General features: G+C 59.7%; 20 protein-coding genes and 1 tRNA gene. 11 read left to right on the top strand and 10 right to left on the bottom strand.

Annotated elements, in window-relative coordinates; all coding sequences use genetic code 11:
- Positions 1 to 491: 491 nt before the first annotated feature.
- The 3 genes from ampE to C167_RS0102850 form a co-directional block, all read right to left on the bottom strand.
- The gene (gene ampE, locus C167_RS0102860) at positions 492 to 1,334 is read right to left on the bottom strand and encodes a regulatory signaling modulator protein AmpE (RefSeq protein WP_017516748.1); all 843 of its coding nucleotides are present in this window, start codon (positions 1,332 to 1,334) and stop codon (positions 492 to 494) included.
- Entirely contained in the window at positions 1,331 to 1,903 is a 573-nt protein-coding gene (gene ampD, locus C167_RS0102855) for a 1,6-anhydro-N-acetylmuramyl-L-alanine amidase AmpD (RefSeq protein WP_017516747.1), read from the bottom strand. The genes ampE and ampD overlap by 4 nt, the downstream gene beginning before the upstream one ends.
- Positions 1,904 to 1,989: 86 nt before the next feature.
- Positions 1,990 to 4,275, bottom strand: coding sequence for a DUF1631 domain-containing protein (locus C167_RS0102850; RefSeq protein ID WP_017516746.1), 2,286 nt, complete (start codon positions 4,273 to 4,275; stop codon positions 1,990 to 1,992).
- 278 nt (positions 4,276 to 4,553) lie between these two features.
- Here C167_RS0102850 and nadC point away from each other — a divergent pair, with 278 nt between their 5' ends.
- The 3 genes from nadC to C167_RS0102835 all read left to right on the top strand — a co-directional run bounded on the left by nadC (position 4,554) and on the right by C167_RS0102835 (position 9,228).
- Positions 4,554 to 5,402 carry a carboxylating nicotinate-nucleotide diphosphorylase gene (gene nadC / locus C167_RS0102845; RefSeq protein ID WP_017516745.1) on the top strand — a complete coding sequence of 283 codons (849 nt, stop codon included), beginning with the start codon at positions 4,554 to 4,556 and terminating at the stop codon, positions 5,400 to 5,402.
- Positions 5,403 to 5,528: 126 nt separating this feature from the next.
- Positions 5,529 to 6,545, top strand: coding sequence for a UDP-glucose 4-epimerase GalE (galE, locus tag C167_RS0102840; RefSeq protein WP_037005951.1), 1,017 nt, complete (start codon positions 5,529 to 5,531; stop codon positions 6,543 to 6,545).
- A gap of 889 nt (positions 6,546 to 7,434) precedes the next feature.
- Positions 7,435 to 9,228, top strand: coding sequence for a sulfatase-like hydrolase/transferase (locus C167_RS0102835; protein WP_157791814.1), 1,794 nt, complete (start codon positions 7,435 to 7,437; stop codon positions 9,226 to 9,228).
- 307 nt (positions 9,229 to 9,535) lie between these two features.
- Here C167_RS0102835 and C167_RS34830 read toward each other — a convergent pair whose 3' ends face one another.
- The 4 genes from C167_RS34830 to C167_RS0102820 form a co-directional block, all read right to left on the bottom strand.
- Entirely contained in the window at positions 9,536 to 9,787 is a 252-nt protein-coding gene (locus C167_RS34830; protein ID WP_085988831.1) for an Arm DNA-binding domain-containing protein, read from the bottom strand.
- Between the two features lie 172 nt (positions 9,788 to 9,959).
- Positions 9,960 to 10,035 (bottom strand) — tRNA-Thr (locus tag C167_RS0102830).
- Positions 10,036 to 10,090: 55 nt separating this feature from the next.
- Positions 10,091 to 11,116, bottom strand: a complete 1,026-nt coding sequence (locus C167_RS0102825; RefSeq protein ID WP_017516742.1) for a hypothetical protein — start codon at positions 11,114 to 11,116, stop codon at positions 10,091 to 10,093.
- A gap of 109 nt (positions 11,117 to 11,225) precedes the next feature.
- A complete protein-coding gene (locus C167_RS0102820) occupies positions 11,226 to 11,669 on the bottom strand; it encodes a pilin (RefSeq protein WP_017516741.1) in 444 nt (147 codons plus the stop codon).
- 231 nt (positions 11,670 to 11,900) lie between these two features.
- Between C167_RS0102820 and pilB the strand changes: the two genes are divergently transcribed.
- From pilB to yacG, 5 genes are all read left to right on the top strand, one after another.
- Positions 11,901 to 13,598 carry a type IV-A pilus assembly ATPase PilB gene (gene pilB / locus C167_RS0102815; protein ID WP_026078760.1) on the top strand — a complete coding sequence of 566 codons (1,698 nt, stop codon included), beginning with the start codon at positions 11,901 to 11,903 and terminating at the stop codon, positions 13,596 to 13,598.
- A 3-nt stretch (positions 13,599 to 13,601) separates the two neighbouring features.
- The gene (locus tag C167_RS0102810; RefSeq protein WP_017516739.1) at positions 13,602 to 14,819 is read left to right on the top strand and encodes a type II secretion system F family protein; all 1,218 of its coding nucleotides are present in this window, start codon (positions 13,602 to 13,604) and stop codon (positions 14,817 to 14,819) included.
- Between the two features lie 3 nt (positions 14,820 to 14,822).
- Complete coding sequence (locus C167_RS0102805; RefSeq protein WP_017516738.1) at positions 14,823 to 15,695, top strand: prepilin peptidase; 873 nt, start codon at positions 14,823 to 14,825, stop codon at positions 15,693 to 15,695.
- A gap of 64 nt (positions 15,696 to 15,759) precedes the next feature.
- Complete coding sequence (gene coaE, locus C167_RS0102800; protein WP_017516737.1) at positions 15,760 to 16,368, top strand: dephospho-CoA kinase; 609 nt, start codon at positions 15,760 to 15,762, stop codon at positions 16,366 to 16,368.
- Positions 16,365 to 16,568, top strand: coding sequence for a DNA gyrase inhibitor YacG (yacG, locus tag C167_RS0102795; RefSeq protein WP_017516736.1), 204 nt, complete (start codon positions 16,365 to 16,367; stop codon positions 16,566 to 16,568). Before coaE ends, yacG begins: the two co-directional genes overlap by 4 nt.
- Positions 16,569 to 16,617: 49 nt before the next feature.
- On the opposite strand, the gene C167_RS0102790 is transcribed toward yacG, so the two are convergent.
- The 3 genes from C167_RS0102790 to C167_RS0102780 all read right to left on the bottom strand — a co-directional run bounded on the left by C167_RS0102790 (position 16,618) and on the right by C167_RS0102780 (position 18,060).
- Complete coding sequence (locus C167_RS0102790; RefSeq protein WP_017516735.1) at positions 16,618 to 16,833, bottom strand: hypothetical protein; 216 nt, start codon at positions 16,831 to 16,833, stop codon at positions 16,618 to 16,620.
- A gap of 106 nt (positions 16,834 to 16,939) precedes the next feature.
- Positions 16,940 to 17,629: an energy-coupling factor ABC transporter permease gene (locus C167_RS0102785; RefSeq protein ID WP_017516734.1), complete on the bottom strand. Its 690-nt coding sequence runs from the start codon at positions 17,627 to 17,629 to the stop codon at positions 16,940 to 16,942.
- The gene (locus C167_RS0102780; protein ID WP_017516733.1) at positions 17,626 to 18,060 is read right to left on the bottom strand and encodes a hypothetical protein; all 435 of its coding nucleotides are present in this window, start codon (positions 18,058 to 18,060) and stop codon (positions 17,626 to 17,628) included. The genes C167_RS0102785 and C167_RS0102780 overlap by 4 nt, the downstream gene beginning before the upstream one ends.
- 120 nt (positions 18,061 to 18,180) lie before the next feature.
- Between C167_RS0102780 and C167_RS0102775 the strand changes: the two genes are divergently transcribed.
- The 3 genes from C167_RS0102775 to C167_RS0102765 all read left to right on the top strand — a co-directional run bounded on the left by C167_RS0102775 (position 18,181) and on the right by C167_RS0102765 (position 20,427).
- Positions 18,181 to 18,810 (top strand): DUF1780 domain-containing protein, encoded by a 630-nt coding sequence (locus C167_RS0102775; protein ID WP_017516732.1) that lies wholly within the window; start codon positions 18,181 to 18,183, stop codon positions 18,808 to 18,810.
- A gap of 94 nt (positions 18,811 to 18,904) precedes the next feature.
- The gene (locus C167_RS32110) at positions 18,905 to 19,075 is read left to right on the top strand and encodes a DUF3094 domain-containing protein (protein WP_017516731.1); all 171 of its coding nucleotides are present in this window, start codon (positions 18,905 to 18,907) and stop codon (positions 19,073 to 19,075) included.
- 53 nt (positions 19,076 to 19,128) lie between these two features.
- Positions 19,129 to 20,427 carry an NAD(P)/FAD-dependent oxidoreductase gene (locus tag C167_RS0102765; protein ID WP_017516730.1) on the top strand — a complete coding sequence of 433 codons (1,299 nt, stop codon included), beginning with the start codon at positions 19,129 to 19,131 and terminating at the stop codon, positions 20,425 to 20,427.
- Positions 20,428 to 20,754: the final 327 nt, after the last annotated feature.

The following is a 20,754-nucleotide window of genomic DNA, read 5'->3' as shown; positions in this document are numbered from 1 at the left end:
GTCTTGCTGGACTGGCCAAGAATCCCGTTGATCTGCAACAGGTCGTTGTAGGACTCGAGGTGGCGACGCACCTGCAGCCCGTTGCCGATCAGCTGGAGACTTTCGAGCTCGGCGCGGGTACTGACGAACTGCCCATAGGAGTCGCGCACCAGATAGAAGTTGGTGATCAGCATCGGCAGAAAGAACAGCACGCTGATCAAACTGAACTTCATGCCAAAGCTCAGGCGGTTCATCAGCGCGATGGCCGGATAGAGCACAGTCCTCACGTAAGACGTCTCCTGTTCCCGTTATTGTTATGTTGCTTGTCGGGGATGTGCGGCGCGCCCCTGGACGGGTCGTCGCCACGCGCGCTCACCGGAGCGGCCACAGTCATGCAGCGGCCATCACCTCACGCTTCGGGTTCGATGTGTACCTGATATCGGCGGGGAGTTCTGTAACTTAAGGTTAAAATGCCATCATCGGACCGGCGGTTGCCGGCCCGATTCGCCGCCTCAGAGCAGCAGCGTCCAGACCGCGAAGGCGGCGTACCAGAGCACTGCGGAGCGCACCAGCAGTTGCCAGAGGGCGTCCAGGCTGGCGACGCCCTTGTCACCCAGGCCGCCCTCGTTGAAGTCTTCCGCGACATAACCGGCGCGCGCCAGCAGACGAGCGGCAGGCACGTCCCAGGCCAGCAGGTCATGCAGCAGGGTGCGGGTGACCGCGACGAAGTTGCCCACCAGGGCGAAGCTCAGCACCAGCGCCCGCGAGGGCAGCCAGTCGAAGGCATGTCGCAGTTGCGCGGCGCGCTCGCGCAGCTCCGGCCGGGGGGCCTGCTCGGCAGCGATGGCGAGCAGCCGATAGGCCAGCGCGGCCACCGGGCCGAGCAGCGCGTACCAGAAGATCACCGCGAAGAACGCCTGGTAGGCCTCCCACACCAGCGTGCCCTGCACCACGGCGAGCAGGTCGTTGTCGCCATCGGCCTGTACCTGCACGCCCAGATCACGCTCGGCGACGTGGTAAGCGGCCTGGGCATCCTCGCGGCGCCAGGCGTCGCGGAACGGCCCGATGGCCCGCAGCACGTCACCGCGGCCCAGGCTCCAGACCACCACCAGCAACTGCACCGGCAGCGCCAGCAGGCCGTAGGCCACCGGCTCGAGAACAGTCAGCAACAGCGCCAGCAACAGCAGCGGCGGCAGCAGCGCCACCAGCAGGCCCAGCCAGGGCTGCGCCACCAGTGGCTTCACGCCGCCCACGGCATCGAGCCAGCCGAGCCACCAGCCGTCGCGCTGAACCTTTGCGCGCCAACCGGAGAATTTCTCGACCAGCAGGACCAGCAACAGCACCAGGAAACTCATGTCGGCTCCTTCTTCAGGCCGGCGCCAATATCGGCAAAGTAGCGCGCCCAGTCGAACGCCTCGCCAGGGTCGGTCTTGCGCTCGGGGGCGATGTCGCAGTGCCCCTGGATGCGCTCCGCGGTGATAGCCGGGTACACCTTGCGCAATTGTCGCGTCAGCTCGGCGAGCACCTCGTACTGGCGTTCGCTGTAGGGCTCGGTATCGGTACCTTCAAGCTCGATGCCGATGGAGAAATCGTTGCAGTTCTCGCGCCCGTCGAAGCGCGATACACCGGCATGCCAGGCGCGCGAGTTGCAGGAAACGAACTGGAACAGCGAGCCGTCGCGCTCGATGAGGAAATGCGCGGAAACCGTCAGGCTGCAGATACCGGCGAAGTACGGATGCTCGTCGGCGTCCAGGCGGTTCTGGAAGAACTCCTGCACCTTGCAGGTTCCGAACTGGCCGGGCGGCAGGCTGATGTTGTGGATGACCAGCAGCGAGACTTCCTCGCCGTCGGGGCGCGCGTTGAAGTTCGGCGAGGGACAGCGCTGGGCTTCGAGGCACCAGCCGGATTCGGGGTCGATCTGCATGGAGACTCCTTGGCAGAGCCCCACTCTAAAGCAGGCGACGGGGGAAATGAACTCGCTGGCGCACGGCCAGCGGGCTCGAGCGCTCTTCAGGCGTTTTTCAGGCGGCGCAGATTGCCGATCACCGACTCCAGCGCGCGGTCGAACAGCAGCGCGTCGTCGAGCAGGCGCACGGCGTTGCGGCGGAACTCGACGGCCAGGCTCATGCGGGTCTTTTCCAGCACCTTCATGCCGGTACGGTTGACGAAGATGTAGCGGCCGCTCGGACGAATCACCGCAGCCAGCTTGCAGCGCAGCTTGTGCTCTGCGTCTTCCTGGATTTCCACCCAGCTGCCGACGCGCAGCTCGTCGACCTTGCGCAGCGACTCGTCGTCATCGGCAAAGGCCTCTTCGGGCTCGACCGCACGGGCCGGTTCCGGCGAGGCAAGGACGATCTCCTCGAGCACCGCCACCATGGCTGGCTGAGTGGCAGCCGGCGCGACGGGCGCCTCCAGCGGATCATCCAGCAGCGGCAGGTCGTCGTCCAGATCGAGCAGCGGAGCTTCCTCCACCTGCTTGTAGCGTTGGAAGGCCTGGACGTGCAGCCCTTCCAGGCGGCTGAAGAATTCGCCCGTGGAGAACGGATCGAAGGCCGCCGAAGCCAGACCTTCACGCAGCGACTTGAGCAGCTGCGGGACCATCTCCAGCAGGCGCAGGCGCGAATCCGGGTCCTCGTGGGGCTCCACGCTCCAGATCAGATCGTCCATGGTCGCCAGCGCGGCTTCCCACTCGCTGGAACGAGTACCGTGCTTCAGGCAGGTGAGGAGCAGGACCTGGCTCCAGGCTTCCTGCAGCAGGCGCACCACCACTTCGGGCAGCGTGCGCCCCAGCAGACGCTCATTGAGCACGCCTTCAACATCCTGGCGGGCCAGTTCGGCGCGGGCGCGGCCTTCCTCGGCATCGCGGGTGCGCTGTTCCAGCAGGTCGCTGCGGCGGCGCTCATCGCCGGTGAAGGAGATGAACTCGTCGAGCAGCTCGGAGAAGATCGCCGGGTCGTCGACGAAGTCATTCAACAGGCGCATCACCACCTGCTCGATCTTCTGGTACAGGTGGTCGCGCTGGCCATCGGATTGCTCGGCCCAGCCCAGGGCGGCCGAGGCGATCTCGTTGAGCAGGCGACGCGCCGGGTGGCTGCCACGGCTGAAGAAAGTCTTGTCGAGAACCGCGACCTTGAGCATCGGGATCTGCATGCGGCCGATAAGTGCCTTGAGCGAGTCCGGCAGGGTGCGGTCATCGAGGATGAACTCGAAGAGCATGGAGACGAGGTTGATGACGTCCTCGTCCACCTGGCCGACCACGCGGGAACGGCCGCTCTTGCTGCTGACGCGGGTCAGCAGGTGGTCCAGATGCTGGCGCACGTCGACTTCATCGATGGTTTGCGCTGGCAGGTGCGACTGCAGGTGGGACAGCAGGCGCATCAGGTCGTTGCTGGAAATCGGTACCGCATCGGCAGGCATGGAGCGCGTAGGGGCGGCACTGCCGCGCACTTGCGAGAGCAGGTCGCGCAGGGCGGCGAAGGCGGCCTGGCTGTCGGCATCCATGTACTGGCCAGCCGCCTGCTCGCCCGCATCAGCGGTGGCGCCGCCGGCCGGCGCAGCGCCCTGGTTGGCCAAGGTGCGTTGCGGCGGACGGCGCAGCGGGACGGATTTGAGCTCCGGCAGCACGCCCAGGGCGATCAGCGTCTGGTTGGCCTCCGCGTACAGGTGCTCGGCATCGGCCAGCACGTACTTTTCGAAGAGCTTGAGGATGATCAGCTTGACCTTGATCTCCACCCCCAGGCCACGGCAGGCCTCGAGGAAGGCTTCGCAGAGCTGGCGCGGACCGAGCGGGTTGTTCTTGTCCTCGACCTTCCTGCTGACCAGGGTGTTGAAACGGGTAGTGAGGTGCGTGAGGGCGACACCGTCGCGGCTCATCACCTTGGCGACCATGGCGTCCAGGGCGACGGACTCTTCCAGTTCGTCGTTCTGCACCAGGGTGAGATTCTCGTAGGAGACCGTATCCAGCGCCGGCGCTCGGCCGATTTCATACTGGTTCAGGTTGGCGAAGCTTTCGAAGACCTTCTGCAGAAAGCCGCGCTCGATACCCTTGCGCTTGAGGCGCAGGTCGCGCATCGCTTCGAAGTACGCACTCTGTTCGGCATTGTTGGCGGCGCGATCGGCCATCTCGAACAACGTGTCGTCGGCGTTATCGAACAGAGCCTGCATGGCATGACGCAGTTGGACGGCGACTTTATCGCGGACAGCGACCAGCCCCGCCGGAACACGTCCAGCGAACGAAGTCTGCGATTTTTCCGTGGCCGACTTATTCAGCGGCACTACGTTCGCGTCGTTCTGCATCGCAAGTCTCCTGCCGTCAGACACAACTGGCGGCACCAACAGTCATCGAAGCGTCATCCGTAACGTCAATTTAGTGGCGTCAAAAAGCGGAAAGGTTCAACGTCATTATAGGGAAGCTTCTTACACAACCAAGAGACATTTCACGCATTCTTGAAGAAATTCACACAGAGATAGCCACCGTCCGTCAGACAAATCGCACGGCAGTCCAAAAAGCTGCCGTGCCTCCCCGCCTCGCCTCCCCGCCCGTATAATCGCGCCACTGCGAACAGGAGTCCTCCATGCCGAACCTCACCCTCGCCGAGCTTTCCGCGGAAATCCAGGCCAACGTCCGCGCCGCCCTGGCCGAAGATGTCGGCAGCGGCGACATCACCGCTCAATTGATTCCCGCCGAGCGCGACGCCAGCGCCCGTATCATCACCCGCGAAAATGCCACCATTGCTGGCACTGCCTGGGTCGACGAGGTGTTTCGCCAGGTCGATTCGCGCGTGCAGGTGAAATGGCAGGTCAGCGACGGCGAGCAGGTCAGCGCCGACCAGACCCTGTTCACCCTGGAGGGCCCAGCGCGCGCCCTGCTCACCGGCGAGCGCAGCGCACTGAACTTCCTCCAGCTGCTTTCCGGCACCGCCAGCCGCGCCCGCCATTATGCCGACCTGGTGGAAGGCACCGGCGTGAAGCTGCTCGACACCCGCAAGACCCTGCCCGGCCTGCGCCTGGCGCAGAAGTATGCGATCACCTGCGGCGGATGCCATAACCACCGCATCGGCCTTTACGATGCCTTCCTGATCAAGGAAAACCATATCGCCGCCTGCGGCGGTATCGCCCAGGCCATCGCAGCCGCCCACCAGATCGCCCCCGGCAAGCCGGTAGAAATCGAAGTGGAGGACCTGGACGAACTGCGCCAGGCCCTGGACGCCGGCGCCGACATCGTCATGCTCGACGAACTGAGCCTGGACGACATGCGCACCGCCGTGACCCTCACCGCTGGGCGCGCCAAGCTGGAGGCGTCGGGCGGCATCACCGAAACCACCCTGCGCACCATCGCCGAGACCGGCGTGGACTACATCTCCATCGGCACCCTGACCAAAGACGTCAAGGCGCTGGATCTGTCGATGCGGCTGAGCTTGTAAGTCTCAGTAAGACCTTTCAGACCTGTCGACACGATCACCTCGCCCTCATAGTGCCGATTCGTGCGCCTCTGACATACTCAGGTGCTCACGAATCGACGAGCGAGCCCAGGGAGCATTGGCGCGATCATGACGAAAAGGATTCTGTTGACCGGTGGCTGTGGCTACATCGGCTCTCACATCTGCCTGGAACTGATCGAGCAGGGCTTCCACCCCGTCATCCTCGACAACCTCAGCAACAGCTCGCCCATTCCGCTGCAGCGCATCGCACGACTGACCGGCCAGGCCGTCCCCTTCGTGGAAGGCGATGTCCGCGACGAAGCCGTTCTTGACCGCCTGTTCTGCGAACACGAGATCGACGCCACCATTCACTTGGCCGGCCTGAAGTCCGTCGCCGAGTCAGTGGCCGACCCCATCGCCTATTACCAGACCAACTTTGCCGGCACCATCACCCTGTGCCAGGTCATGCAACGTCATGGCGTGAAGCGCTTCATCTATAGCTCTTCAGCCACTGTTTACGGCTTGGCGGCCGAAAGCCCGATCCGCGAGGACGCCCCCACCGGCCCGGCCAGCCCCTACGGCCAATCCAAGCTGATGGCGGAAATCGCCTTGCGCGACATCGCCCACGCCGACCCGCAGTGGACCATGGCCATCCTGCGCTACTTCAACCCGGTGGGTGCGCACGCCAGCGGACGCATCGGCGAAGACCCCAACGGCACCCCCAACAACCTGATGCCCTACGTGTCCCAGGTGGCCACCGGCAAACAGCCTTTCATCCGCGTCTTCGGCAACGACTACCCCACTCCGGACGGCACCGGCGTGCGCGACTACCTGCACGTCGTCGACCTGGCCAACGCCCACCTCAGCGCCCTGCGCTGGCTGGACGGCGCCAGCGGCGCAAAGACCTTCAACCTCGGCACAGGCCGAGGCTACAGCGTGCTGGAAATCATCCACGCCTACGAAAAGGCCTGCGGCCACGACCTGCCCTTCCAGTTCCTGCCGCGCCGCGACGGCGATATCGCCAGCTACCACGCAGACCCCACCCTGGCTAGCGCTGAACTGCGCTGGACCGCCACCCGCGACATCGAAGACATGTGCCGCGACGCCTGGAACTGGCAAAGCCAGAACCCCAGCGGCTACGACTGATTTTTTGGGCGGTCTGTCGTTTTTGCCAAACGAGGTCTCTATGCATTCGATGCGCTGTTTGGTAGCAAGCGGCGCCATTACATCACTTCGAACGCCGCTGCCACTCGATATCAGTGACTCCTTGCCTGCGGCAAATCCAGCGAACAACAGATCGCCTTAAGCCTGAGATTCTTCGTCGTTCCTTTTGCCATTTTGACCTGATAGCGAACTGGAGCCTTCTCGGTCTAGAGTCAGCGGGTGATCTCCTGCCCGCCCCGGCCTCAAACACATCTGCAACTGATGGAAAAATTGTACGAAGATCTCAGCGGCTGGCCCCTCCAAGGAGGCTAAACGCGAATATTCTTGCCCCCACCTCGTCCGGCGAGCAGTGTTCGCACTATTCCGGTGAGTAGCAGCGCTCGGGCACGCTAGTGTTTGTTATGGAATGGTTGGAATATAGAAGACTTGGCGCGTGTGATTTATCATCGCCTATGTTTTTGGGGGCCGTCACGTAGACCTGCACAGCGGTCAAGCAAAAATCAAGAGCGGACCGACATGCTGTCTATACACACCATGCCAGATCGGCAAAAATCGGCAGTTCGAAACAAGCTTGAGCAAAACTGTGATACCTGGCTTCTAAAATTTTCCCGCACGGCTTTTAGTATTCAGGCGACAGCAAACCCGATTACTTGCGGATTGAGTTGCGACTTGCATCGATTCAAGCAATCGAAATCCGTGCGAAAACTCTTTCTACCTGAGTTTTTCAGGCTTTTGAGCAGTTAGGATTGCCTATATAAAAATGCCTAGAAATCACATTGAGTGCAGCCTCTCCATTTCACGACGGCTAATTGCAGCAATCGGGCTATTCTTGACCCTCCCCCTCCTCTTTCTCTTTATATATATACAATTCATGCATGCTGCACCCAGTGTTCTTGCTGTCCATTTGCTTGTGATTTCCTGGATTGCGCTGGCGATTGCGGGAGTGCGTCTTCTGATCAGCCTCCTGCCAGTCAGCGCTGCGCTAAGACAAGCCTTGGCAGCTGTAATTATTAGCTGTATCTTTTTCGGGTTATTTGCCATATATACCGGCGCGCTTATAGGCTTGAAATTTTGGGGGAGAGTGGCATCTGCACAATTGATTTACTCGTACGTATCACAAGCCCCAGCCACTCTAAAGGCGCTGGACATAAATCCATATTGGATTTTTGGCCTACTCATCTCCCTATTTATTTTTACTTCAGGGATAGTTTATTTATATTTCAGAAAATATGATTGGATTCCATACCTTCACCGGCTTGCCTCTCCCACGCTAATTACTGTAATAGCGTTCAGCCTGCTGTGTATTTTCTCGATACAGATAGCCTCCTTCGACAGCTTGGGCTGGGAAAGGAAAGGGGAACCATTTAGCCTTGTATTGTTTGCCGTCAATGCGGAAGTGGGGGCGCAAAGCAACCATATGGGCTTGATGCGAATGAATGAACTACAACGAAAACAGGACGCCGCGCGCGGTTCGTACGTTCCGAGCATGAATGCACATAAAAGCAACGTCATTCTAATCGTCGTTGACGCATTGCGTGCAGACCATCTTTCCTTATTGGGCTACAGCGTCCGCACGACCCCAAACCTGGAGCGGTTCAAGTCCCAGGGCTCGCTGCAAATGGCGACCACCGCGGTGGCGGTATGCAACGAGTCAATTTGCGGCCTGCGTGGTTTGGCAGCTTCCCAGTACATTGCCAACCAAGCGGAGCATCCCTTCACACTTCATGAAACCTTAAAGAAGTACGGATATCGAATAGAGCTCATACTGTCCGGCGATCACACGAATTTCTATGGCCTATCCAATATGTATGGGAAGGTTGACGGGTATTTCGATGGCGCATCCCAGACGAAACGCTACGTCAATGATGACCGACTCTTGCTGGACCATCTGGAGGGCCAGAAAAAATGGGATGGAAATCCAGTAATGATTCAGTTCCACCTCATGTCAGCCCACCCTCTCGGACTACGCTTCGACGAGACACCAGAGTTCGGCCCAGGAAAAGCGTACGCACTGGAACATGAGACCACGCCTGCCGCAGTGCAGTCCTCAGTGAACTATTATGACCGGGGCGTGCTTCAATCAGATGCGATTATTTCAGAGTTACTGAGCAAGCTGGCAAGTCTAGGGTATCTTGAGGACACACTGGTCGTCATAACCGGAGACCACGGTGAGTCTCTGGGCGAGCACGGTCTATACACTCATTCGCAGAGCGTTTGGGAAGAGTCCTTGCGAGTCCCACTCGTATTGCTGTCCTTTGGGAAAGCTAGTACCGTCTCCCTAGCCCCCTCGAAAGATATTTCACAGATAGATATTGCCCCCACTTTGCTTCATGCACTAAATATGAAAGTTCCAGACATCTGGGAAGGAATCTCCCTGCAGGAGCCAAACAATCGCCGCTATATTAATTATCAACAGTCACAGTATTTAGGACTTATCGATACTCAGGCAGACGCGCGTTATAAACACTGGATCGACACTCGCTCCGGGCAAAGTTACACCTTCAACCTATCATCCAAGGATAAAGAGAAAATTGATGTTACCGACCAGATCCCTGCTGAACTTAAAAATCAGTGGAGAGAACATCTAATCCAGCAGTCGGCAGCATTACCATTGGACGTCAAGCGTGGCTGCGCCTCCTGCTGGGATGCCCCTCGGTCCAATTAGCGCAGAGACTCGTTGCTTCTCCCCATTACCGTCGACACATGCCATCGCTTTCGGGCTTCAGCTTTAAAACCATCAAGATGGAACGCCGGAAAACAAAAAGCCCCGCTCAAAGCAGGGCTTTTTGCTGAAAATGGTGCGGAGACAGACGGACGGTTGTTAGCCGGGAGTGCCGGCTTTCGCTGGGCTGGAATTTGGTGGATTTTTCGATGTGCCTCATAGGATAACCACAAACCAATCAGCTAGTTGTGGCTTACGGTGGAATCGAATCCGCAAATGCGAAGGACTCAGTGAGCTACGCCCAGCCGCTTCAAATGCTGAGTGAGAAACGACCCAAAGCTGATGGTGGTGACAAACAAAATCGACCCTGCCGGCCGTACTCGCCGAAGGTAAGCATGTTTTCGCTGCCGTTGGGGCGGGTGTACTTCATCTGCCAGAGCTTGCTGCCGTTAAGACGGACAAACAGGTAGAGGCCTTGGCCGTCGGCGAGTTTGTAGGCTTTCTCGCGCGACTTGGGGGCTTCGCACTTGGAATCGCTCAGAGGTGTGATGGGACGGGCCATAGCGTCATTTTTAAGGGTACCGGAAATATCGAACCGGGTCTTACCCCTATTTGTCCCCCTAAAAACCTGGATTGTGCATCAGCATACAGATTTATACGGGCACAAAAAACCGGCCAAGAGGCCGGCTTTCCTGAGCTCCGGGATGATTTAGGGTCATTCGGAGCGGTATATTTGGTGCCGGTAAGAGGAATCGAACCCCTGACCTTCTCATTACGAATGAGCTGCTCTACCGACTGAGCTACACCGGCCTACCGAGGACTAAACGCGTCGGTGCACGCATAATAACGAAAGATTTTCGGCAACTCAATACGGTAATGCCGCTTGCGTCGAGCGTCTTGGAACGTCGCGCATAGCTAAGTGAGAACGCACCTCGAGATTGCCCCCGCGCCACATCACATTATCAATGAAATAGTGATGTATATTAATAAACAACAGAAAGCAAATCATGAACGTCCCCACTGGAAGACCAACTGGAGTTATTGACAGACTATCGAGATAACTTGGCACGAAGTAAAAAGCCAGAGCTGCAAAAATGAAAGCCCCGCCCCACCATGCCACATAGCCCCGCCACCCTCTTTTGGAAGCAGAAACTTTTCCCCTGGTATAAGCCCCGCTGAACAACAAATACTGAAGGGAATGAAAAAACGGAATTATGAAAACAAAAAACTCATTTCGCAGCAATGGAGATAGCCAGAGATAGACTGCAGCTAACGGAGTTATAGCCACCAACCCCGGCCATTTCCGCCCTCCCTTCCAGCGCACCCAAAATACCAACAGCAATGGAAAAACGCCTACGAAGGAAACCCAATGAAGTATTCCTTCCCATCCTGAAAAGAAGTCAGGAACCGAATACTCCAGCCCCCAGTATCCTCCCGTCCCTTCCCCTGCGAACAATCGCAAAAAGGACGCCCACCACAAGGGGAATAGTGAGTACTTGATCAGTTTCTGCTCCCACTTCTCAAAATATGCGCCCTGACCTCCTGCATAGACTATGAAGCAACCGTACGCCTGCTTTACGTAATGCCATCCAACAGTGAAGAACATTACATATAGAATACCCCGGAGCAAATCGACCCGCGCAGTCAGAATCAAGTGCACCAAGAGCGCCAATATTACCCCTGGAGCGATAATGCCAGCCAAAAAGAATCTAGTCTCACGTAGTACTTTACGACCATGACCGACATAAAACATTTCATAACTGATAAGAAAATGCGGGCCATTAACAAAAAACGCGAGGTACCAAGCAAGCATAAAAATATCAAAATCGCCTGAATCCAAGCCCAGCGACAAGACCAACACAAAACAAATTAAAGAGAGCCCACCGATCATTAGAAAATCGACGGGCGGAGAGATAAAACATTTTACCTGACCTGGCATACTGTAACATCTCCCAAAAAAAATGCGCCGCATGAGCGGCGCATTTCTTTGTTATGCCGACTTACGGAGCTGCTGCCGCGGTGTTACGGCATTCAGCGGGAACGTATTTGAAGTCAGTAGCAACAGTGGTGCAAGCCCAGGAGATTACGCCAGTGGTAGAGTTCAGGGTCGGAGTGTAGGTCAGGGTGACAGACTTGGCCGCAGAAGTGCCCTTCACGCCGATCACACCAGTGGTGTCGGTGCAGGTGGTGGAATCAGTATTTTTAGTAGCGTTAGTAGTGGTAATCAGGGTTACACCATTGCAGGAGCCAGCAGCGATGGCACCAGCGTTGGCGATGTTCTCACCGACAGTCGCTTTCATGCCGGAAGCCATAACCGCGAGCTCCGATACACGGGAGCGAACAGTGTAGTCTTGGTAGGCCGGCAGGGCGATGGCGGCGAGGATACCGATGATCGCAACCACGATCATCAGTTCGATCAGAGTGAAACCTTTCTGAGCATTCATGCTTGAACTCCTAGAGTCAGTAATAGAGGTCCTACGACCTGAACTGACAAAAGCATCATCCATGCCAACACTCAAAGCGTTGTTTTCCTACTGTAAGAAGCACCCCCCAACGATTGCACTGAGCGTTTTCAGCAGGAAGTGACAAAAATGGACACCTTACTGCTGTCAATTTGGCAGTCCTCGGCATCTGCGCTATAAGGCTGCCTACATCTACTCCAGGCCCTGATGCTCATGAACGACCAAGTCGTCCTTTCCGGACTTGCCCGCCAGTTAGTGATCGCGGATCTGCTCGATGAAAAAAGCGCGCAGCAGGCCCAGCAGCAGGCCCAGCGGAACAAGCTACCGTTGGTGACCTACCTGGTGCAGAACAAGCTGGTGAAATCACGTCCTCTGACGGAGCTGGCCGCAGAGCAGTTTGGCGTCGCGTACTGCGACCTGAGTAGCCTGGACAAGGATTCATTTCCCAAAGAGTTGATCAGCGAGAAATTAGTTCGCCAGCACCGTGTCCTGCCTTTGTGGAAGCGCGGCAATAAGTTGTTCGTTGGCCTATCCGATCCAACCAATCACCAGGCCATCACCGACGTACAGTTCAGCACCGGCCTGACCACAGAAGCCATCCTGGTCGATGACGACAGGTTGGGTGACGCCATCGAGAAGCTTTTTGAGAGCGCGACCGGGGGACTGGACGACCTCGACATGGACCTCGCCAGCCTGGACATCGAGAGCGGCGACGCCGAAAAGCGGGAAGACGCCGGCAGCGACGCCGATGACGCGCCCGTGGTGCGCTTTGTCAATAAAATGCTGTTGGATGCCATTAAAGGCGGTTCTTCCGACCTGCATTTCGAGCCTTACGAAAAGGTCTACCGGGTCCGTTTCCGTACCGACGGCATGCTGCACGAGACGGCCAAACCCCCTATTCAATTAGCCAGCCGAATATCCGCACGTCTGAAGGTCATGGCCGGCCTGGATATCTCCGAGCGCCGCAAGCCGCAGGACGGTCGGATCAAGATGCGCGTATCCAAAACCAAGTCGATAGACTTTCGCGTCAATACCCTACCCACGCTGTGGGGAGAGAAGATCGTGATGCGAATTCTCGACTCCTCCAGCGCCCAGATGGGGATCGATGCTCTCGGCTATGAGGAAGAGCAGAAGCAACTGTACCTGGATGCACTCAAGCAACCCCAGGGGATGATTCTGGTGACAGGCCCCACTGGTTCAGGCAAGACTGTATCGCTCTATACCGGCCTGAACATACTCAACACACCAGACATCAACATTTCCACGGCGGAAGACCCCGTAGAAATCAACCTCGAAGGTATCAACCAAGTCAACGTCAACCCCAGGCAGGGTATGGACTTCGCCCAGGCGCTGCGCGCTTTCCTGCGCCAGGATCCCGACGTCATCATGGTGGGAGAAATCCGAGACCTGGAAACCGCCGAGATTGCCATCAAGGCTGCGCAGACCGGCCACATGGTGATGTCCACACTCCACACCAACAGCGCCGCGGAAACCCTGACCCGCCTGCTGAACATGGGTGTAGCCTCCTTCAACCTGGCTACGTCGACCAACCTCATCATCGCCCAGCGCCTGGCCCGCAAGCTTTGCCCGCACTGCAAAAAGGAGCACGACATCCCGCGTGAGGCGCTGCTGCATGAAGGGTTCCCACCTGAAAAGATCGGCACCTTCAAGCTGTATTCACCGGTGGGATGTGAAAATTGCAAGAATGGATACAAGGGGCGTGTAGGTATTTATGAAGTGGTTAAAATCACGCCAGCCCTGCAGCGAATTATCATGGAAGAAGGTAATTCCATTCAGATCGCCGAACAGGCCCGCAAAGAAGGCTTCAACGATCTGCGCAACTCGGGCCTGCTAAAAGCCATGCAAGGCGTTACCAGCCTCGAGGAAGTCAACCGCGTGACCAAGGATTAATCCATGGCGGAAAAAGCATTGAAGACCAGTGTCTTTACCTGGGAAGGCACTGATCGCAAGGGCGGGAAGGTTAAAGGGGAGCTTTCTGGGGTCAACACCGCGCTGGTCAAGGCGCAACTGCGCAAGCAGGGTATTAACCCGACCAAGGTTCGCAAGAAAAGCTTTTCCCTGCTCGGTAAGGGCAAGAAGATCAAGCCCATGGATATCGCCCTGTTCACCCGGCAGATGGCGACCATGATGGGTTCCGGTGTACCACTTCTTCAGTCCTTTGACATCATTGCGGAGGGCTTCGACAACGCGAACATGCGCAAGCTGGTCGAGGAGATCAAGCAAGAAGTCGCGTCGGGTAATAGCTTGGCCAACTCGCTGCGTAAGAAGCCGCTGTATTTCGACGATCTCTACTGCAACCTGGTGGATGCGGGCGAGCAGTCCGGTGCACTGGAAACCTTGCTGGACAGGGTGGCGACCTACAAAGAGAAGACCGAGTCGCTCAAGGCCAAGATCAAGAAAGCGATGACCTACCCAATCGCGGTGATCGTTGTCGCAGTCGTGGTTTCGGCCATTTTGCTGATCAAAGTGGTACCGCAATTCCAGTCGGTATTTGAGGGCTTTGGCGCCGAATTACCCGCATTCACCCAAATGGTCATCGGCCTTTCGGAGATCCTGCAGGCCTGGTGGTTCGTTGTGCTCATCGGAATATTCGTCGTCGCCTTTATCATCAAGGCAGCACATCAGCGCTCGGAGAAATTTCGCGACTCCGTCGATCGCGGTCTCCTAAAATTACCCATCGTCGGCGATATCCTCTACAAATCCGCCGTCGCCCGCTATGCGCGCACCCTGTCGACAACCTTCGCTGCCGGTGTGCCGCTGGTGGAGGCGCTGGATTCGGTTTCCGGCGCTACGGGCAACGTTGTCTTCCGAACGGCGGTCAACAAGATCAAGCAGGATGTCTCCTCCGGTACCCAGTTGAACTTCTCCATGCGTACCACCGGCGTATTTCCCAGCATGGCCATCCAGATGGCGGCGATTGGCGAAGAATCCGGTTCGCTGGATGCGATGCTCGACAAAGTCGCGAGTTATTATGAGGAAGAGGTCGACAACGCCGTCGACAACCTGACCACGTTGATGGAACCCATGATCATGGCAGTGCTGGGCGTGCTGGTCGGCGGTCTGATCATCGCCATGTATCTTCCGATCTTCCAACTGGGCTCCGTCGTATAACCCATGCCTGCTCTCGACTTTCTGGCCAGCACCCCGCTGGCCTTTGTTTTATGCGTCACCCTCCTCGGCCTGCTGGTCGGCAGCTTCCTCAACGTGGTGATCCATCGCCTGCCGCGGATGATGGAGCTCGACTGGCAGCAGCAGGCGCGGGAGACGCTGAACCTGCCGCAGGAAGAACCGCAAAAGACCTATAACCTGATCCTGCCAAATTCCCAGTGCCCGCATTGCTCCCATGAGATCAAACCCTGGGAGAACATCCCGCTGGTCAGTTGGCTGGCGCTGGGCGGCAAGTGTTCGTCCTGCAAGGCGCCGATCAGCAAGCGCTACCCGTTGGTGGAACTGGCCTGTGGTGTACTGTCGGCCTTCATCGCCTGGCATTACGGCTTCGGCTGGCAGGCCGGGGCGATGCTGCTGCTGACCTGGGGCCTGCTGGCGATGAGCATGATCGACGTCGATCATCAGCTGCTGCCGGACGCCCTGGTGCTGCCGCTGCTCTGGCTGGGGTTGATCGTCAACCATTTCGGGCTGTTCACCAACCTGGGCGATGCCCTCTGGGGCGCGGTATTTGGCTATCTGAGCCTGTGGTCGGTGTACTGGTTGTTCAAGCTGATCACTGGCAAGGAAGGCATGGGCTACGGCGACTTCAAGCTGCTGGCCATGCTGGGCGCCTGGGGTGGCTGGCAGGTGCTGCCGCTGACCATCCTGTTCTCGTCGCTGGTGGGCGCTGTGCTGGGCGTGATCATGCTGCGTTTGCGCAATGCCGAAACCAGTACGCCGATCCCCTTCGGGCCCTATCTGGCCATCGCCGGCTGGATTGCACTGCTCTGGGGTGATCAAATAACCGCGACCTATCTGCAGTTCGCCGGTTTCCGCTAGCCTTCTCCTGCGCCGAGTCTCGTCGGCGCAATTGGACGGCCAGCGGGCCGGCTGAAGGAGAACGATGAAACCCTGGATTCTAGGCCTCACTGGCGGCATCGGTAGCGGCAAGAGCGCCGCTGCCGAGCATTTCGCCTCGCTGGGCATACACATGGTTGACGCCGACCACGCTGCGCGCTGGGTGGTGGAGCCGGGCCGCCCTGCCCTGGCGAAGATCGTCGAGCGCTTCGGCGACGCCCTGCTGCTGCCGGACGGCCAACTCAACCGCGCCGCCCTGCGCGAACGTATCTTCAAGGCCGAAGATGAACGACGCTGGCTGGAACAGTTGCTGCACCCGCTGATCGGCCAGGAGATCGCCAGCAACCTGGCGCAGGCGCAGTCGCCCTACGCCATCCTAGTCTCGCCGCTGCTGGTGGAATCCGGACAGTACCGGATGACCCAGCGCGTGTTGGTGGTGGACACCCCGGAACACCTGCAACTGGAGCGCACCATGCGCCGCGACCAGGTGTCCGAAGAACAGGTCCGCTCGATTCTAAAGGCCCAGGCCTTGCGCGAAGACCGACTCAAGCACGCGGACGACGTGCTGCTCAACGATGGCGACCTCGGTCACCTGCACCAGCAGGTCGAGCGTCTGCATCAGTTCTATCTAGGCCTGCGTGGAGGACAACCATGAGCCAACCCCTGACCGTGGAATGCCCTACTTGTGGCGCCCCCGTGGAGTGGAGCGCCAAGAGCGAGTTCCGCCCCTTCTGTTCGCATCGCTGCAAGCTGATCGACCTCGGCGCCTGGGCCGCCGAAGATCATGCGATCCCCGGCGACAACCTCGAAGACGAGCTGTTCTCTGGCGATCTGGAGAAGCCACGCGGGCATTGAGTCGCCGGCCCAAAACATTGGAAGGCCCGCATCTGCGGGCCTTTTTCGTTCAGGGCCGCATGAAGGCGTAGTCCCGCTCCTCGTCCAGGTTGTCGGCGAGGAAATGCAGCTCATGGCCGAGGTCTTCCTGTGTGCGCACCTGTGCGTTGGCCTGTACCACAGCGCTGAGCAGCGCGCGGACAACCAGTTGCGGGTCCTGGCCGGCCGCTTCGGCTTCAATCAGCAGTTCGTGGAGGCGCTGCTCGGCCCAGCTGTGAATGCTCATCGGCTATCTCCTTGCGAGTGGGGGCCAAGCTTCCCTGATCATAGGAGGCATACGAACTGACCTGGATCAAACCGCCAGGGCCATGGGCCTCGCAGATGGCCGAACATCAGCGCGCTCCATCGTCGTCCTTCCACGGCGCCTGCAGGTAACGCGTGCGGTTGAAGGTTTCCAGCCAGTCCGGATAGAAGACCACCAGCCCAGTGACGATGGTGCCGTTGATGAACGCCTCGGGAAACATGATCAGCCAGAGGTAGCCGATGAAGTCCTCGATCCACGGCGGCATCGGGAACATCCTGTCCATCCACAGCAGGCCGAGGCCCAGCAGCAGGCTGCACAACGCCGCGAGCGCGGCCGGGAAGAAGCCTGAGCAGAAGATGTAGACGAACAGGTTTCGCGGTTGTCGGCGTTCGACGAAGATCGCCGCAAGCTCGGTAATGACCACCGGGATCAGCACCAGCAGGATGCCGTTGACGCCGATGGCCGCCCAGTCCTGCCGGCCGATGGCGCACAGCCCCAGCTGCGCGACCAAACCGACCAATACCGCCAGCGGCCAGTCCAGCAGCAGGGTCACGGCGGTCATGCCGATGAAGTGGAAGGACACCCCGGAAGCGAAGTCCCGCCGTACCAGCCAGAGCAGGAACAACCCGAGCATGGTGCCGAACACCAGGTGCTGGCGGCGGAAGTCGCTGATCAGTTCCAGCCAAGGCGCGCGCCAGATCGCCCAGGCGACGACGGGCAGGTAGAGCGCCCAGCCGATCTCGAGGGTCTCTGCGGATAGCAGCTGTGCGGCGATCACGGCGCGCCCCGCTCCAACGCCTGGCGCAAGGCTTCAATCGAATCGAACTGGCGAGTCGCGACAACCTTGCCGTGTTCGAGTTGCAGCCAGGTCACCGCCTCGGCCTTGGCCGGAAAGCGAGTGGCCACACGCGGCTCGCGGTCGAGCAGTACGCGGTAGGAGTAATCGCGCATGGCAGGAATGGCGAACAGCTTCGAGATGGGCGCGGGCATGCGGCTGATGTCCGCGACGAAGACGGCGCGACGCGCGTCGAGATAGCCTTGCGGGCGGCCGAGCAGCGCCGCTTTCACCAGTTTGGCGCCGGCCATGTCGTGGGCAACCAGCAGGACTTTCAGGTCGGCGTTCGCCGTGTAGGGTTTGTCGAACTGGTCCAGCAGCGTCCAGCCGATGGCCGGCGACTCCTGCGCCACCGCCACGCTAGCCAGTACCATCAATAACAATCCGCCCAGTACTCGTCTCACGCTTCCCCCTTCCCGGAACCGTCAATGATTGGCAACAGTCTACACCGGCATCGGCGCCCGCCTGCGGTTGCCAGCAACTATGCTTGAGGCATGAACGAGACCGATTATCTGCGCCTGCTGACGCGCCAGGCGGAACAAGCCAACGACTTCCTTTCCAATGCCCGCAAGTGGGAGCGCGAGTGCTGGGCCTGCCAGCGCCTGCTGCAAGCACTGAAGGTGCCGTACCGCCAGGAAGACTTCGTCGCACCGACGCAGCAGCCGCCGGATGTGCTGTTTCGCGATGCCACCTTCGAAGTGTTCTTCGTGCTCGACCAGGGCCGTCGGCTGAACGAGGAATGGAAGGAGGAATTGCTGCGCCGGCGCATGGCCCAGAGCCTCAACCAGCTGATCCGCCGCGAGCAGCGGCCGCGGCGGATTCCCTGCGCGGAACTGCAGGCGCGCCTGGCGCCGACACTGCGCAAGAAGGCGCACAACTATACCGAGCGCGGGATCGACACGCGCGAGCTGGACCTGCTGGCCTTCGTCAGCCTCAAGCGCGAGACGCCAGACTTCAATACCCCTTTTCCGCCACCTACCGAGTACCTGCGCCAGGGCTGGCGCTCGCTATCGGTGGTCGGCCCGACCTTCGCCCGCGTGCTCTTCGCCCACAGTGATGCGCCGGACTTCCTGCGCGGCAGCCTGGGGCGCAGCATCCTTTTCGACATGGGCGTCGGCCTGTAAATAGGCGCCGACGCAAAGTTGCATTGATCGGCGGCGCATTGAGAGGCCGCCCGAGCCCTACTAGAATGCTCGACATTATAAACGGAGGCCGCCCATGCCCAGTCGCCTGAGCCCCGAAGACCAGCAGAAGGTCGATCAGTACCTCAGCTCCCCCGTCCACCAGGTCCAGCGTGCACCGTTCAAGCCCTGGCTGATGATGGGGGCCTTGCTCGCTGTGGTCATCGCCCTGGGTTTGCTGAGCCGCCTCCTGGCCTACCTTGCGTGAGCGCCGTGCCGCCACGGGCCGATACAGGATTCCCTAAGCTATGAGAATGCATCATGTCCCATCGTATCGTGATCGTCGGCGGCGGCGCCGGCGGGCTGGAGCTCGCGACCCGTCTCGGCCGCACCCTGGGTAAAAAGGGCAAGGCGCGCATTACGCTCGTCGACGCCAACCTCACCCACATCTGGAAACCCCTGCTGCACGAAGTCGCCGCCGGCTCGCTCAACTCCTCCGAGGATGAGCTGAACTACGTCGCCCAGGCGAAATGGAACCACTTCGAATTCCAGCTCGGCCGCCTCACCGGCCTGGACCGCGCGAGCCAGCGCATCCAGCTCGCCGCCACGCTCGACGAGCAGGGCGAGGAGCTGGTACCGGCGCGCGCTCTGGACTACGACACCCTGGTACTGGCCATCGGCAGCACCACCAATGACTTCGGTACCCAGGGCGCCGCGGACCACTGCATCTTCCTGGATACCCGCGAGCAGGCCGAGCGTTTCCACAAGCTGCTGCTCACTCACTACCTGCGCGCCCACGCCGGGCAGGACAAGGACGACCAGATCAGCGTCGCCATCGTTGGCGCCGGCGCCACCGGGGTCGAGCTGTCCGCCGAGCTGCACCATGCGGCGCAGGAACTGGCGGCCTATGGCCTCACCGGCATCCAGCCGCAGAACATGCGTATCACCCTGATCGAGGCTGGTCCGCGCGTGCTGCCGGCGCTGCCCGAACGCATCAGCCAACCGGTCCATCAGACACTGGAGAAACTCGGCGTGCGCGTGGCGACCGGTTCGGCGGTGCAGGAAGTGACGGCCGACGGCCTGCGGACTTCGGCGGGCGAGTTCATTCCGGCGAGCCTGAAGGTCTGGGCGGCGGGTATTCGCGCGCCGAACCTGCTCAAGGAGATCGACGGCCTGGAGACCAACCGCATCAACCAACTGGTGGTTCGCCCTACGCTGCAGACGACCCGCGATGACAACATCTTCGCCTTCGGCGATTGCGCGGCCTGCCCGATGGGCGATGGTAGCGAACGTACCGTCCCGCCACGCGCGCAGGCCGCGCACCAGCAGGCTTCGCTGCTGGCCAAGGCACTGGTGGCGAAGCTCGATGGCAAGCCACTGCCGGAGTACCGCTACACCGACTACGGTTCGCTGATCTCGCTGTCGCGCTTCAGCGCCGTGGGCAACCTGATGGGTAACCTGATGGGCAGCGTCAAGCTCGAAGGCTGGCTGGCGCGGATGTTCTACGTGTCGCTGTACCGCATGCACCAGGTGGCGCTTTACGGGCCGTTCCGCACCGCGCTGCTGATGATCGCGGACCGCATCGGACGCAGCACGGAGCCACGCTTGAAGCTGCATTGATCGAATAGTGAGCGCGGACGGACCCCACACAAGGAAATTCCCCGAAAGGCTCAACCCTCTCCCCCCCCTCTACCTGAAGGGAGAGGGCGCTAACCGGGCCCGCTGATACAGTGGTTTCATCCTGCACCTAACAGTACCCTCTCCCTTCAGGGAGAGGGTTAGGGAGAGGGAAAACCACGGGCACGCACTGACCGTCGCTCCCAGCGCGTCCGCCTGCGAACGCTCTCTCCGGCAGCTCCAGGCACCGTGCGGCTCGCGAGCAAGCTCGCTCCTGCACAAAGCCGCATCGCCGATGAATACCAGGATCGGGTAGGAGGCGGCCTCACG

It is taken from the genome of Pseudomonas nitroreducens TX1 (genome assembly GCF_000313755.1).
GTDB lineage: Bacteria > Pseudomonadota > Gammaproteobacteria > Pseudomonadales > Pseudomonadaceae > Pseudomonas > Pseudomonas nitroreducens_A.
Note: the sequence above shows the minus strand (reverse complement) of the source record. Positions and strands in the feature narration are given on the sequence as shown.

Excerpts from the sequence above, each read along its gene's own strand:
- ampE (WP_017516748.1), bottom strand. The coding sequence starts at position 1,334 with ATGAGTTTCCTGGTGCTGTTGCTGGTCCTGCTGGTCGAGAAATTCTCC.
- ampD (WP_017516747.1), bottom strand. The coding sequence starts at position 1,903 with ATGCAGATCGACCCCGAATCCGGCTGGTGCCTCGAAGCCCAGCGCTGT.
- C167_RS0102850 (WP_017516746.1), bottom strand. The coding sequence starts at position 4,275 with ATGCAGAACGACGCGAACGTAGTGCCGCTGAATAAGTCGGCCACGGAA.
- nadC (WP_017516745.1), top strand. The coding sequence starts at position 4,554 with ATGCCGAACCTCACCCTCGCCGAGCTTTCCGCGGAAATCCAGGCCAAC.
- galE (WP_037005951.1), top strand. The coding sequence starts at position 5,529 with ATGACGAAAAGGATTCTGTTGACCGGTGGCTGTGGCTACATCGGCTCT.
- C167_RS0102835 (WP_157791814.1), top strand. The coding sequence starts at position 7,435 with ATGCATGCTGCACCCAGTGTTCTTGCTGTCCATTTGCTTGTGATTTCC.
- C167_RS34830 (WP_085988831.1), bottom strand. The coding sequence starts at position 9,787 with ATGGCCCGTCCCATCACACCTCTGAGCGATTCCAAGTGCGAAGCCCCC.
- C167_RS0102825 (WP_017516742.1), bottom strand. The coding sequence starts at position 11,116 with ATGATCGGTGGGCTCTCTTTAATTTGTTTTGTGTTGGTCTTGTCGCTG.
- C167_RS0102820 (WP_017516741.1), bottom strand. The coding sequence starts at position 11,669 with ATGAATGCTCAGAAAGGTTTCACTCTGATCGAACTGATGATCGTGGTT.
- pilB (WP_026078760.1), top strand. The coding sequence starts at position 11,901 with ATGAACGACCAAGTCGTCCTTTCCGGACTTGCCCGCCAGTTAGTGATC.
- C167_RS0102810 (WP_017516739.1), top strand. The coding sequence starts at position 13,602 with ATGGCGGAAAAAGCATTGAAGACCAGTGTCTTTACCTGGGAAGGCACT.
- C167_RS0102805 (WP_017516738.1), top strand. The coding sequence starts at position 14,823 with ATGCCTGCTCTCGACTTTCTGGCCAGCACCCCGCTGGCCTTTGTTTTA.
- coaE (WP_017516737.1), top strand. The coding sequence starts at position 15,760 with ATGAAACCCTGGATTCTAGGCCTCACTGGCGGCATCGGTAGCGGCAAG.
- yacG (WP_017516736.1), top strand. The coding sequence starts at position 16,365 with ATGAGCCAACCCCTGACCGTGGAATGCCCTACTTGTGGCGCCCCCGTG.
- C167_RS0102790 (WP_017516735.1), bottom strand. The coding sequence starts at position 16,833 with ATGAGCATTCACAGCTGGGCCGAGCAGCGCCTCCACGAACTGCTGATT.
- C167_RS0102780 (WP_017516733.1), bottom strand. The coding sequence starts at position 18,060 with ATGGTACTGGCTAGCGTGGCGGTGGCGCAGGAGTCGCCGGCCATCGGC.
- C167_RS0102775 (WP_017516732.1), top strand. The coding sequence starts at position 18,181 with ATGAACGAGACCGATTATCTGCGCCTGCTGACGCGCCAGGCGGAACAA.
- C167_RS32110 (WP_017516731.1), top strand. The coding sequence starts at position 18,905 with ATGCCCAGTCGCCTGAGCCCCGAAGACCAGCAGAAGGTCGATCAGTAC.
- C167_RS0102765 (WP_017516730.1), top strand. The coding sequence starts at position 19,129 with ATGTCCCATCGTATCGTGATCGTCGGCGGCGGCGCCGGCGGGCTGGAG.